This is a genomic window from Dokdonella sp., assembly GCF_039926425.1.
Classification (GTDB): Bacteria; Pseudomonadota; Gammaproteobacteria; order Xanthomonadales; family Rhodanobacteraceae; genus Dokdonella_A.
The window spans coordinates 1-12,672 of sequence record NZ_JBDSWZ010000307.1 but is presented as its reverse complement, the minus strand read 5'-3'; the positions used below and the strand labels follow the sequence as shown (position 1 = coordinate 12,672).

Below are 12,672 nucleotides of genomic sequence, written 5' to 3'. Positions count from 1 at the left end.
TGCGGCATGACCGCGCGCCGCTGGATTCCTGCGCGCACCGGTAACGGTGCGCGTTTTTTTGAACCGGAAACTGACGTCCATTGCGATGACCAAGTCGGAGTTGATCGAGGCGCTCGCGCTGCGGCAGAAACACCTCGCCGCAAACGATGTCGAACTCGCCGTCAAGAGCGTTCTCGAGCAGATGAGTCTTTCGCTGTCGACCGGCGAACGGATAGAGATTCGCGGTTTCGGCAGCTTTTCGCTGCACTATCGTCCGCCGCGCATGGGACGCAATCCGAAGACCGGCGAGTCTGTCGCGCTTCCGGGCAAGCACGTTCCGCATTTCAAGCCGGGCAAGGAATTGCGCGAACGGGTCAACGAGAAGGCCGAGCGGCCAGCGTTGGCTGAAAGCATGCCGGAGCTCGCCTGACGCCACGGCTTCAGGATCGATCAGGACCGGCACGATCGGGAAATCACTCCGTGGGTCTTTCGGGCTCCCGTGACCACGTGCAATGGAGACCGCGACGCTTCCGAGTCGGCGAAGTCAGTCGTCGACCGCTTATCATGCGCACATCCGGCCATGCTCTCCGCCCATGCGCTTCGCTTCCATCCTGATGATCCTGACGGTCGTTGCCGGCGGCGCCTTGTTCGGCGCGCTCAACGATGCGCGCGTTGTCGTTGATTTCCAGTTCTGGCAGTGGGAGGTTCCGATCGGGGCCGCATTGCTGGTGGCACTGTCGATCGGCTGGCTGCTCGGCGGTATCGTGGCATGGGTCGGAGAGAGTCGCCGGTTGCGGCGTGACCTGCGTGGGGCACGGGCGAATATCCGTGCACTGGAGACCTCAGGCGTGACAGGCGGCCGAGGTGCTGACGGATGAACGAACTCGCCTTCCTCTTCCTGCTGCTGCCCATCGCTGCGTTTTCGGGCTGGGTACTTGGCCGACGCAAAAGCGAGCGACGATCCGGCGCACGGGTGAGCGAGCTGTCGACCAGCTATTTTCGCGGTCTCAATTATCTGTTGAACGAGCAGCAGGACAAGGCGATCGAGGTCTTCCTGAAGTTGGCGGACATCAATCGCGACACGGTCGAGACGCATCTGGCGCTTGGCAATCTTTTCCGTCGTCGGGGCGAAGTCGATCGCGCGATCCGCGTTCACCAGCATCTGATCGCCCGTCCGAACCTGAGCCAGGAAGAAAAGACGGTCGCGCTGCTCGAGCTCGGCGAGGATTACATGCGCGCCGGACTGCTTGATCGCGCCGAGACACTGTTCACCGATCTGGTCGCGATGGATGCGCTTGCCCCGTCCGCACTCAAGCATCTGATCGGCATCTACCAGCACGAACGCGACTGGGCCAAGGCGATCGAGAACGCACAGCGCCTGCAGCAGGCGACGGGGGAATCGCAGGGCGCATTGATTGCGCAATTCCACTGCGAGCTGGCGGAACTGGCACGCAGCCAGGGCGCGCGCGAGGACGCGCGCGAGCACATCGGCAATGCGTTCGCTGCGCAGCGCGACTGCGTTCGCGCGAGCATGATCGAAGGCCATATCGAATCGGCGGCAGGCGATCTGAAAGCCGCCATCGGCGCGTTCGAGCGTGTCGCGACGCAGGACGTCGACTATGTCCCCGAAATCCTCTCGCCGTTGCTCGACTGCTACGCGCGAGCGCAGCAGATGCAGCGCGCGGAGGACTTCCTTCTCGACATCACCGAACGCTATCAGGGCGTGTCTCCCGTCCTCGCACTCGCCAAGGTCTACGCGCAAACCCGCGGTGAGGAAGCTGCGGTGAAATTCCTCAACCGGATCCTGCGCGAGAGGCCTTCGGTACGTGCGCTGATGGCAATGATCGACGTGAACCTGCACACGGCGAGCGGGGAGGCGCGCGAGAATTTCCTGATCCTGCGGGAACTCACCCGCAAGCTGGTCGAAGGAAAGGCCATGTATCGCTGCAATCAGTGCGGCTTCGGTGCAAAAGCGCATCACTGGCAATGTCCCAGCTGCAAGAGCTGGGGTTCGGTGCGGCCGATCCATGGCGTCGTCGGCGAATAGCATCGACATCGCGACCTCGTCGTCGCTCGGCTGGCTGGCCGTCAGCGCGTGCGCTTTCGTGATATCGGCGATCTGCACGAACCTCGGCATCGCTTACGCCCATCGTCGTGGGCTGCTTGACGCACCCGGGCAGAGGCGATCCCACCAGATTCCGACGCCTCGTGGTGGCGGAATCGGCATTGTCGCCGGCATGCTGGTCGTGGTCGCGTTCGCCGCTGCAGTGGTGACCGGGGCGATCCGGCCACTGGCTCTCGGTGTTGGCGCAGCGGTGGTCCTCGTGGCCGCCGTCGGGTGGATCGACGATCACGGAGGGTTGTCGGCGCGGACCCGATTTGCGGCGCACTGCATCGCTGCTGTCATTGTGTTCACGGCGATCGCGGCAGTCCTCGGATTGCTTGGCGATGAATCCCGTGGCGCACAGCGGCTCCTGTTTTCGCTGGCCACGCTGGTCCCGGCCATCGCGATCGTCTGGTCCATCAACCTGCACAATTTCATGGATGGCATCGATGGATTGCTCGGTTGGCAGGCCGTGTTCGTTCTTGCTGCACTGGGATTGCTCTGCGCGCGTGCGGGACACCCGGGGCAAGCAGGCTGCATCCTGGCACTGGCTGCGTCCGTTGCTGGCTTCCTTCCGTTCAACTTTCCGCACGCGCGCATTTTCATGGGTGATGTGGGGAGCGGCGTCGTCGGTCTGATGATCGCGATCGTCGTGTTGTGGCAGATGACGACTCCCGGAATCGCGGTTGCAAGCGGAGTCGCGCTCTGTTCCGCATTCGTCACGGATGCCACCTGCACCCTGCTGTCGCGGATGTGGCAGCGTCGCCATTGGTACAATGCCCACCGCGAACACCTGTACCAATGGCTGGTGCGTCGTGGCTATTCGCACCCGAAGGTGGTTGCGATGTACATGGGCTGGAATCTCCTGATCGTTCTCCCTGTCGTTGCCTGGATGAATCGCATGGCGCCCGCGACCGTGTCCACCGCAAACACAACGGCACAAGGGCTGGCAGCCGCAGGAAGCGTCTACGCGATTGGCTTCGTGGTGTGGTTCACAGCAAAACGTGCATGCCTGCGCGGTCTCCGCCGGGAGGGCCGCCGTGCATCCACGTAAGCTGATGGCAGGCATCCATCCACGCCTCGCGGTCGTCGCGCACGACATGTTCATGGTGTGGTTGGCGTGGACCACTGTGAGCATGATGCGCTGGTCGTTTGAGCCGATCCCGACGCCGCTCGCTCTGTTCGACAACGAAGTGGCGCTGGTGCTCGCTGCCCAGGGCCTGATTTTCTGGTGGACGGGTCTGTACCGCGGGCTCTGGCGGTTCGCGAGCATGCCCGACATCTGGAACATCTTTCGCGCCTGTCTGTTTGGTGCGTTAGCGATCGCAATCACGTTGTTTCTCTATAACCGCCTGGTGACCGTCCCGCGGACGGTGCTTGCGATCTACCCGCTGGTGCTGTCGATTCTGCTGGGTGGTCCGCGCCTGCTGTATCGCTACTGGAAAGACAGCCGACTCGATTTCACGGCGCGCGCTCCCAGCACGCGTGTGCTGGTGCTCGGCGCCGGCAAGGCTGGCGATGCACTGGTGCGCGACTTGCGCCGCGAGAACCGCTATGCGCCTGTTGGATTCCTCGACGACAACGCACAACTGCGCGGCTCGCGTTTGCACGGCATACCGGTGCTCGGAACGCTCGATCAGCTGCCGCAACTCGCGCGCGAAACCGCAGCCGAAATGCTCGTGATCGCGATGCCCGCAGCCAACAAGGCGCAGATGCGTCGCGCCGTCGATCTGTGCGAGTCATGCGATCTTCCGTTCCGCACCGTTCCGCGTCTCGAGGACGTCGTCGCCGGACGATCCAGCTTCAACGAGCTCAAGGAAGTGGCGATCGAGGACCTCCTTGGCCGGGAACAGGTGCAACTGGACTGGACCGCGATCCGCACCCGACTCGCGGGCAAGCGCGTGTTGGTCACGGGCGGCGGTGGATCGATCGGCTCCGAGCTGTGTCGACAGATCGCGCGTCTCGGCGCCGAGTCACTCACCGTGCTGGAGCTGTCGGAATTCAATCTGTACACCATCGAGCAGGAATTGCGCCGCGACTATCCGGACCTGCTGTTCAACGCGTGGCTTGGCGACTGCGGCGACGCAATGACGTGCGAGCGAATGTTCGCGAGCGCGCATCCTGAAGTCGTCTTCCACGCGGCCGCCTACAAGCACGTGCCGCTGCTGCAAGGCCAGGTGCGCGAAGCATTTCGCAACAACGTGCTCGGGACGCGCGTAGTGGCTGAGGCGGCCGATCGGCACGGAGCCGAGAGCTTCGTGCTCATTTCAACCGACAAGGCAGTGAATCCGACCAGTGTGATGGGCGCGTGCAAGCGGGTCGCCGAGATTTTCTGCCAGAATTTCGCGAAGCAGTCGCGCGTGCGCCTCATCACGGTTCGTTTCGGCAACGTGCTCGACTCGGCCGGTTCCGTCGTGCCGCGATTCCGCGAACAGATTCGCGCTGGCGGCCCCGTCACCGTCACGCATCCGGAAATCACGCGTTACTTCATGACCATCCCCGAAGCGTGCCAGCTGATCCTGCAGGCGTCCGTGCTGGGGCAGGGCGGCGAAATCTTTGCACTCGACATGGGCGAGCCTGTGAGGATCCGCGATCTTGCCGAGCAGATGATCCGCCTCGCAGGCAAGCATGAAAGTGGTGCGATTTCGATCGTCTACACCGGCTTGCGGCCCGGCGAAAAACTGTTTGAAGAGCTTTTCCACTCGCAGGAAGACTACAGCGACACGGCAAACGCGAAGATCTTTCTGGCCCAGCCGAGGACGATGGCGTGGCATTCGCTGACGTCCCAGTTGCGCCACGGCGAGGCCGCCGTGCGGGACTTCGACGAACCCGCGTTGCAGCGGATCCTCGACCAGTTGCTGCCGGAATTCGAGAGCGGAACCCCTGCGAAAGGCGTCGTTGCCGCGCTCGGTGCGCGTCAGTGAACATGTCGGGAAACAACGAGGAATCTTCCATGAGCAAACGTATGCGCAAAGTCGTTTTCCCGGTCGCCGGACTCGGCACGCGTTTTCTTCCGGCGACCAAGGTCGTTGCGAAGGAAATGCTGCCGGTGCTTGATCGTCCGTTGATCCAGTACGCGGTCGATGAAGCGGTCGACGCGGGCGCCGACACTCTGATCTTCGTGACGAACCGCTACAAGCACGCGATTTCCGACTACTTCGACAAGGCGTACGAGCTCGAAGCGAAGCTGGCGCAGTCGGGCAAGCATGAACTTCTCGCGCTGGTGCAGGGAACGCTGCCCAAACATGTGCGGTGCGTGTTCGTCACGCAGCCTGAGGCGCTGGGTCTCGGGCATGCCGTGTTGTGCGCGAAGCCTGTCGTCGGTGACGAGCCATTTGGCGTCATCCTGCCGGACGACCTGATCTGGAATGGCGCCGCCTCCGCGGGTCGCGCCGGCGCACTGCGCCAGATGGCGGAACTTGCGGCGGCACAGGACGCGGGAGTGATTGCAGTCGAGGAAGTCCCGCGCGACCAGACCGATCGCTACGGCATCGTGGATGCGACACCGCTCTCCGACCGGGCTGCGCGAATCAATCTCGTCGTCGAAAAGCCCAAGCCGGATGTAGCGCCTTCCAATCTCGCGATTGTGGGTCGCTACGTACTCCCAGGTCGAATCTTCGACCTGCTCGAGAAAACGACGCCAGGCGCGGGCGGCGAAATCCAGCTGACCGATGCGATTGAAACGCTGTTGTCGAGTCAGTCGGTGCTGGCGTATCGATTCGAAGGCACGCGATTCGATTGCGGCAACAAGCTCGGACTGGTGAAAGCGACACTGCATATGGCGCTGGAAGATCCGGCGCTCGCACCATCGGTGCGCGAATGGATGTCGAAAATCTGATCGTTCGGATTCGTCCTGCAAGTGACCGAGCCTACCGACCTCAGCTGGATCCTCAATCACCTCGGCGAGGAGCGCGCGCGTCATCACGGAGCGGTGTCTCCGCCGATCGTGCAGTCGTCGATTTTCGCGTTTCCGACGGTCGCCGCGATGCGCGAAGGGTTCGGCGACGAGTTCGGCCTGCACATGTATACGCGCGGGAACAATCCGACCGTGGAGATCCTGCGACGCAAGATCGCCGCACTGGAGGGGTCGGAAGATTGTCTGATGTTCGGGAGTGGCGCTGCGGCGATGTCGGCCGCAGTGATCGCAAGCGTGTCGGCAGGCGACCACGTGGTGTGCGTCGCAAAGCCGTACAGCTGGACGCGCGCCGTGCTGCGCGATCTGCTCGGTCGGTTCGGGGTCGCCACGACGTTCGTCGACGGAACGGTGAGCGGGAATTTTGAATCGGCGTTGACGGCCAGCACGCGGCTGATCGTGCTGGAGACGCCCAATTCGATGACGTTCGAACAGCAGGACATTGCCGCGGTTGCCGCGATTGCGAAGGCGCACGGTGTGCGCACGCTGTGTGACAACAGCCATGCGACGCCGTTGAACCAGTCGCCCATTGCACTCGGCATCGATCTGGTTGCGCACTCCGCGACCAAATATCTCAACGGTCACAGCGACGTGGTGGCCGGCGCACTGTGCGGCAGCGAGGCATTGCTGCGAGAGGTCTTTCGCGGACCGTACATGACGCTGGGTGCGATCCTGTCGCCGCACGATGCATGGCTTCTCTTGCGCGGCATGCGTACGTTGCAGGTACGAATGGAGCGCATCGCCGCAACCACGGTGAAAGTACTGCAATTCCTGCAGGCGCAGCCGAAGATCCGGCGTGTCCACTTCCCGCAAGCAGACGGCAACGCACGGCTGGGCTTGGGTGCCGAACAACTTCGCGGCGCAAGCGGCCTGGTGACGATCGAGCTCGACGTCGTCGACGTCGCTGCAATCGAACGCTTCTGCGATGCGCTCACGCGATTCCTGATGACGGTGTCGTGGGGCGGTTTCGAGTCGCTGGCATTCCCGGTGTGCGCCGTGTTTCCGCAAGACACCCCACTGCTGTCGCCAAACGGTACCGCACTCAGCCTCGTGCGATTGTCCATCGGCCTTGAGGATGCCGATGTCCTGATCGCCGATCTCGCGCGTGCACTGGCGCAAATCTGACTGCGAAGCGCGAGCGATTCAGCGGATCGACCCGAACAATTGCCAACTGACCATCCCTGCGGCAATGGCAATCAGCGTGAGGACCAACGCCGTGATGTTGAGCCATTGGCCGATGCGCAGCGCGTCGGCGCCGCGGCGCACCGGTGTATCGCGCACAACGCGCACGCCGTCGAGCGGCCAGCGCTGCTGCTGGCGGATGCGCGTTGCCAGACGCGCGACGTAACCACCCAGCAGCAAGAGGCACAGACCGCTCCCCAGCAGGGCATAGGCGGCGCCACGATGCAGTCCAGTGACAATCATCGCTGTCGGCGTCGCCGCGACCCAGGCAGCCAGCCGCCACTTGAACACGACGACGAGTCCGAGCGCCGCGAGCACGCCGAGGATGAGCGCAATGCTTGTCGTGCGCCGCATCTGCGGGTCGGCGCGCTGGATTTCGTCCGCCATGCCACCCCTCCTCGAAGCCAGCCGCACTATAGCGAAGGCAATTGGCTCGTCGCGCACCGCCTGTCGCCGAAACGCCGCGTCGGTCGCGACTGCTATCCTGCGCCGATGAAATCAATATTGGTGTGGACACTGTTCATTCTGCTGTCGTCGGCCTGCACGACGATGCAGCATCTCGCTCCGCGGCAAGCCGGCGCCGGAGCCGCGGTGGATGCGATGCCCCTTGCCGGCGACTTCGACAATCACGAGCAGGTCGTATCGGTCGGTGGTGCATCCACCTCCCTCGCTCCGCCGCACGTCGTGTTCACGCTGCAGTCGACGTTGAAAGCCGACTGGTCGATCTGGCATGTCCGTTACGATGCGACCCCGCAACTCGAAGCCACGTGGGCCGTGCGGCGATCGGCATCGGGCAATCAAGGCGTGTCCCTGACCGTCTATCGGCCGCTGGTCGATGCCCCGGCCCCGGCGTCCACCTTCGATGAGAAACAGTGGGCGCCTCTGGACGCCTGTGCCATGCACGGCAGCGCCAGTGCACGCGGGATCCGCGTTGCGGCGGATGCAGCGGCCTGTGCCGCGATCGTCCCCGGCATTGGAGCCTCTGCTTCACTGTTGCCCATTGCGGTGGAACGCGAAGGTGAGTGGTTGCATGTTCGGCTTTACGCCGACCAGGCGCGCGGAGCAGACGCACGCGAAGACGCGCGCAAGATCGAAACGTATGCAGGTTGGGCGGCCATCAATGGCGGCGGCCCCAAGGGTGGGGGCAGCGGCGACGACTGGCACATGAACCGCACCGTGCGTCTCGGCAGCGAAGGCAGTCGTGTCGCCTTGACGTGGCGGGACGGCAAGCCCTCGGGCTATTCGCTGGGTCTGGAGCGGATGACCTATCGCGAGGGCAATGTCCCCGTCCTCAAACTTTCTGTCATCGATGATACAAACGGCGCGGCCATCTCGTATGCGTGGGCGAATCCGCAAGCCACACGCATCGGAATCAATCTCGGATGGGTGCAGATCGGGGTCGAGCGCGTTGCCGAGGACGGCGAACCACGCTGATCCCCGCTGTCGACCATCGACTGTCGACGCTTGCCGCACTCCGCTCGATCAAAGGGCTTCGAAAATCCCTGCAGCGCCCATCCCTGTGCCGATGCACATCGTCACCATGCCGTAGCGCTGTTTGCGGCGACGCAGTCCATGAATCAGCGTCGCTGCGCGGATCGCTCCCGTGGCGCCCAGCGGATGGCCAAGCGCGATGGCTCCTCCGAGGGGATTGACCTTGTCCGGATCGAGGCCGATTTCACGGATCACCGCCAGCGACTGCGCCGCAAACGCCTCGTTGAGTTCGATCCAGTCGAGTTGATCCTTCGTCAGTCCCGCCTGTTCGAGCACTTTCGGAATGGCAGCGATCGGCCCGATGCCCATGATCTGCGGCGGAACGCCGGCAACGGCAAAGCCGACGAATCGTGCCAGAGGTGTCAGGCCATAGGATTTCACCGCACGTTCGCTGGCCAGCAGCAAAGCGCCGGCCCCATCCGACATCTGCGACGAGTTTCCCGCGGTGACGCTTCCGCCCATGCGGAACACCGGTTTCAGCTTTGCCAGACCTTCAAGACTCGAATCCTGTCGCGGGCCTTCGTCAACGGAAATGACGCGGGAATCGTCGCGAATGGTGCGGGTTGAAAGGTCAGGGTAGTGGTCGGCCAGCGTGAAGGGGGCGATCTCGTCGGCGAATTCGCCCGCGGCAATCGCGGCGAGCGCTTTCCGGTGCGAGGAGAGGGCAAACGCGTCCTGGTCGGCACGACTGACGTTCCACTGGTCGGCCACTTTCTCCGCCGTGATGCCCATGCCATAGGCGATGGCGACATTGTCGTCAGAGAATGCGGCCGGGTTCATCGCGATCTTGTTGCCCATCATTGGCACCATGCTCATCGATTCAGTGCCGCCGGCCAGCATGAGATCCGCCTCACCCATCCGGATCCGGTCCGCGGCCATCGCGATCGCCTGCACGCCCGACGAACAGAACCGGTTGATGGTGACGCCCGGAACGACATCAGGAAGACCGGCGAGCAAAACGCCGATGCGCGCGATGTTCATTCCTTGCTCGGCTTCCGGCATGGCGCAACCAATGATTGCGTCGCCGATGTGTGCCGGATTGATACCCGGCGCCTTCGCGATCGCCGCGCGGATGACATGCGCCAGCAGGTCGTCCGGGCGCGTATTGCGGAACACGCCGCGGGGCGCCTTGCCAACAGGCGTGCGAACGGCGGAGACGATGTAGGCATCCTGGATGTGACGGGTCATTGCTTTCTCCGGAAGCCGGGGATCGGGATTCGGGAATGGGTCGTTTTCGAACCGGGCGGATCCGCCCGGTTCGACGCAACCCGTTCCGAAAAAATCCCCGGTGATGTCTTGATTGCCATGGATGAATCCGAATGCCGAACGCGGGATATCAGTTCCGGAGCGGCTTGCCGGTCGTCAACGTGTGCTGGATGCGTTGCTGGGTGTCGGGCATCTGCGCCAGTTCGAGAAAATGCCGGCGTTCGAGGTCGAGCAGCCACTGCTCGTCGACACGGGATCCGCTTTCGATTCCGCCGCCGCACAATGCATCGCCGATGCGCGACGCGATTTCGTCGTCGTGCCGCGAGATGAAGCGGCCTTCGAGCATGTTCACAAGCATCATCTTGAGCGTTGCCGTTCCGGTCTCGCCGGCGACGACAATGTCGCTGCCAGGCAGCGGTGGACGGTAGCCAGACTCTGCGAGCGACGACGCCACCGCCTTCGCGACGTACAGCAGTTCAAATGCGTTGAAGACGACGACGTCGTTCTCGCGCAACAAACCCATCTGCTTTGCTTCGAGTGCGCTGCCCGACAGCTTCGCCATCGCGACAGGCTCGAACATGCGCTTGATGTCGGGGAACGGATCAGCGTCGACAGCACGATATGCCGCCCGCACCGCGATCTCCTTCAGTCCACCACCCGCGGGCAGCAGGCCGACGCCGGCTTCGACCAGGCCGATGTAACTCTCGAGAGCCGCGACGGTGCGCGCAGTGTGCATCTGGAATTCGCACCCGCCACCGAGCGCGAGACCTCTAACTGCGGCGACGACGGGCACCAGCGCATACTTGATCCGCATGCTCGTTCGCTGGAAGTTCGCGATCATCGACTCCAGCGCATCGATCTTTCCCGCCTGCACGAGTCCAAGCATGCCCTTCAGATCGGCGCCCGCAGAAAACTGATCGCCCGACTGCCAGATCACGACCGCCTTGAGGTTCTTTTCGGCAAAGTCGATGGCCTGCTGCACTCCGTCGAGCACGGCGTCGTTGACCGTGTTCATCTTGGTCTTGAACGACACGATGCCAACGCCATCGTCGCCAAGCGACCACAAACGCACGCCTTCGTTTTCCCAAAGGGTCGTTCCTGTGTCGAAATGCTCGCCGATCAACGCATCGGGGAAGAGCTGTCTGCGATACACCGGATGATTCGATCGCGGCTCGTTTTTCCCCGAGTGTGGCGAGTACGAACCGGACGCGTGATGCACGCCGTCGACACCAGACACCCACTCCGGCAACGGAGCGGCGCTCATCGCCTTGCCGGCTGCGATGTCCTCGGCGATCCATGTCGCAATGTCGGTCCAACCGGCTGCCTGCCAAGTTTCGAATGGCCCCAGTTTCCAGCCGTAACCCCAACGGATTGCCAGATCCACCTCGCGTGCGGTTTCGGCAATGTCCGCCAGGTGGAAGGCCGTGTAGTGGAACAGATCGCGGAACACGGCCCACAGGAATTGCGCCTGCGGATGCGTCGATGCACGCAGCGCGGCAAATTTCTCGGCTGGATTCCGGTTGGCGAGGATCTTCGCGACGTCATCGGCTGGCTTGGCGCCAGCCAAAACATAGTCCTGCTTCGCCAGATCGAGCACGACGATGTCCTTGCCCGACTTGGTGTAGATCCCGGCACCCGATTTCTGCCCCAGTGCACCCTTCGCGATCAACGCGGAAAGCCAGGCCGGAGACTGGAAGTGTGGATGCCACGGATCGTCGGGCAACGTGTCGGCCATTGTCTTGATGACATGGGCCATCGTGTCCAGTCCGACCACGTCCGCTGTGCGATATGTTGCGCTCTTCGGTCGTCCGATGGCCGGACCTGTCAGTGCATCGACGAGATCGAACGCAAGGCCGAACGCAGCCGTGTGGTGCATCGTTGCCAGGATCGAGAACACGCCGATGCGGTTGCCGATGAAATTCGGAGTGTCCTTCGCGTGGACGACACCCTTGCCGAGCGTTGTCGTCAGGAACGTCTCGAGCCCTGCGAGGACGTCGCCATCGGTCTGGCTGTCCGGAATCAGCTCGACCAGATGCATGTAGCGGGGCGGGTTGAAGAAGTGGATGCCGCTGAAGCGAGGTCGCAACGTGGCCGGCAACGCTTCGGCAAGCGACTGGATGGAGAGGCCGGACGTGTTGCTCGCAACGACTACGGAGTCCGAGAGGTACGGCGCAATCTTCCGGTAGAGCTCAACTTTCCAGTCGAGGCGCTCGGCGATGGCTTCGATGATCAGGTCACAGCTGCGCAGGGCTTCCAGATCCTCGTCGTAGTTCGCAGCACGGATTCCTGCGATCTTCGTTTTCTCTGCAAGCGGCGCTGGCGAAAGCTTTGTCAGGTTCTGGATCGCTTTCACCGCGATGCCGTTCTTGTCCCCGTCCTTTGCCGGCAGATCGAACAAGAGGGTTTCGACGTCGGCGTTGGCCAGGTGTGCAGCGATTTGCGCGCCCATGACGCCGGCTCCAAGCACGGCGGCCCTGCGGATACGAAGCGGAACTGTGGTCATTCAAACCTCACGGGATATCGGGGTGGAGCGAGGCCGTCTGGACCGCTCGCTGGCTGTCGTAAACAAGATCGGATGCAGGGAATCAATCGGCTCGCAGGCCCGCCGCCGCGAATCGCACGAGGTGTCGCGCGCTCTGTTCGCGATGACTTTGTTCGCTGACGTCGTTTTTTCGTTTGATCATTCCGAAATCGGCCATTGCATAGGTCAGGGCTCCGGCGACGATATCCAGTCGCCAATACAGTTCCTCTTTCCCCAGATGCGGCAGAAGAGCGGAAAACGCACTCGCGAACTCTC

General features: G+C 62.9%; 11 protein-coding genes and 1 pseudogene. 8 read left to right on the top strand and 4 right to left on the bottom strand.

Translation table 11 applies throughout. From position 1 onward, the window contains the following. The first annotated feature begins 85 nt into the window (after positions 1-85). From ABIV12_RS17125 to ABIV12_RS17095, 7 genes are all read left to right on the top strand, one after another. Complete coding sequence (locus ABIV12_RS17125; protein ID WP_348061597.1) at positions 86-409, top strand: integration host factor subunit beta; 324 nt, start codon at positions 86-88, stop codon at positions 407-409. A gap of 163 nt (positions 410-572) precedes the next feature. Continuing rightward, entirely contained in the window at positions 573-857 is a 285-nt protein-coding gene (locus ABIV12_RS17120; RefSeq protein WP_348061595.1) for a LapA family protein, read from the top strand. Next, positions 854-2,026 (top strand): lipopolysaccharide assembly protein LapB, encoded by a 1,173-nt coding sequence (lapB, locus tag ABIV12_RS17115; protein WP_348061593.1) that lies wholly within the window; start codon positions 854-856, stop codon positions 2,024-2,026. The genes ABIV12_RS17120 and lapB overlap by 4 nt, the downstream gene beginning before the upstream one ends. Further along, positions 2,007-3,137 (top strand): glycosyltransferase family 4 protein, encoded by a 1,131-nt coding sequence (locus ABIV12_RS17110; RefSeq protein WP_348061591.1) that lies wholly within the window; start codon positions 2,007-2,009, stop codon positions 3,135-3,137. Before lapB ends, ABIV12_RS17110 begins: the two co-directional genes overlap by 20 nt. Continuing rightward, positions 3,124-5,007 (top strand): nucleoside-diphosphate sugar epimerase/dehydratase, encoded by a 1,884-nt coding sequence (locus ABIV12_RS17105; RefSeq protein WP_348061589.1) that lies wholly within the window; start codon positions 3,124-3,126, stop codon positions 5,005-5,007. Before ABIV12_RS17110 ends, ABIV12_RS17105 begins: the two co-directional genes overlap by 14 nt. A 29-nt stretch (positions 5,008-5,036) precedes the next feature. After that, positions 5,037-5,921: a UTP--glucose-1-phosphate uridylyltransferase GalU gene (gene galU, locus ABIV12_RS17100; protein WP_348061587.1), complete on the top strand. Its 885-nt coding sequence runs from the start codon at positions 5,037-5,039 to the stop codon at positions 5,919-5,921. A gap of 21 nt (positions 5,922-5,942) precedes the next feature. Further along, positions 5,943-7,121: an aminotransferase class V-fold PLP-dependent enzyme gene (locus ABIV12_RS17095; protein WP_348061585.1), complete on the top strand. Its 1,179-nt coding sequence runs from the start codon at positions 5,943-5,945 to the stop codon at positions 7,119-7,121. A gap of 18 nt (positions 7,122-7,139) precedes the next feature. Here ABIV12_RS17095 and ABIV12_RS17090 read toward each other — a convergent pair whose 3' ends face one another. Beyond that, the gene (locus tag ABIV12_RS17090) at positions 7,140-7,565 is read right to left on the bottom strand and encodes a hypothetical protein (RefSeq protein ID WP_348061583.1); all 426 of its coding nucleotides are present in this window, start codon (positions 7,563-7,565) and stop codon (positions 7,140-7,142) included. A gap of 105 nt (positions 7,566-7,670) precedes the next feature. On the opposite strand from ABIV12_RS17090, the gene ABIV12_RS17085 reads away from it, so the two are divergent. Beyond that, the gene (locus ABIV12_RS17085) at positions 7,671-8,612 is read left to right on the top strand and encodes a hypothetical protein (protein WP_348061581.1); all 942 of its coding nucleotides are present in this window, start codon (positions 7,671-7,673) and stop codon (positions 8,610-8,612) included. A gap of 48 nt (positions 8,613-8,660) precedes the next feature. Here ABIV12_RS17085 and ABIV12_RS17080 read toward each other — a convergent pair whose 3' ends face one another. The 3 genes and pseudogenes from ABIV12_RS17080 to ABIV12_RS17070 form a co-directional block, all read right to left on the bottom strand. Continuing rightward, positions 8,661-9,857, bottom strand: coding sequence for an acetyl-CoA C-acyltransferase (locus ABIV12_RS17080; protein WP_348061579.1), 1,197 nt, complete (start codon positions 9,855-9,857; stop codon positions 8,661-8,663). Between the two features lie 148 nt (positions 9,858-10,005). Beyond that, on the bottom strand, positions 10,006-12,378 hold the full coding sequence (locus ABIV12_RS17075; RefSeq protein WP_348061577.1) for a 3-hydroxyacyl-CoA dehydrogenase/enoyl-CoA hydratase family protein: 2,373 nt from the start codon (positions 12,376-12,378) through the stop codon (positions 10,006-10,008). Positions 12,379-12,460: 82 nt separating this feature from the next. After that, positions 12,461-12,672: pseudogene (locus ABIV12_RS17070) on the bottom strand (TetR/AcrR family transcriptional regulator); the annotation flags it as partial.

Coding starts and splice junctions, on each gene's coding strand:
- ABIV12_RS17125 (WP_348061597.1), top strand. CDS start 86: ATGACCAAGTCGGAGTTGATCGAGGCGCTCGCGCTGCGGCAGAAACAC.
- ABIV12_RS17120 (WP_348061595.1), top strand. CDS start 573: ATGCGCTTCGCTTCCATCCTGATGATCCTGACGGTCGTTGCCGGCGGC.
- lapB (WP_348061593.1), top strand. CDS start 854: ATGAACGAACTCGCCTTCCTCTTCCTGCTGCTGCCCATCGCTGCGTTT.
- ABIV12_RS17110 (WP_348061591.1), top strand. CDS start 2,007: ATGGCGTCGTCGGCGAATAGCATCGACATCGCGACCTCGTCGTCGCTC.
- galU (WP_348061587.1), top strand. CDS start 5,037: ATGAGCAAACGTATGCGCAAAGTCGTTTTCCCGGTCGCCGGACTCGGC.
- ABIV12_RS17090 (WP_348061583.1), bottom strand. CDS start 7,565: ATGGCGGACGAAATCCAGCGCGCCGACCCGCAGATGCGGCGCACGACA.
- ABIV12_RS17085 (WP_348061581.1), top strand. CDS start 7,671: ATGAAATCAATATTGGTGTGGACACTGTTCATTCTGCTGTCGTCGGCC.
- ABIV12_RS17080 (WP_348061579.1), bottom strand. CDS start 9,857: ATGACCCGTCACATCCAGGATGCCTACATCGTCTCCGCCGTTCGCACG.
- ABIV12_RS17075 (WP_348061577.1), bottom strand. CDS start 12,378: ATGACCACAGTTCCGCTTCGTATCCGCAGGGCCGCCGTGCTTGGAGCC.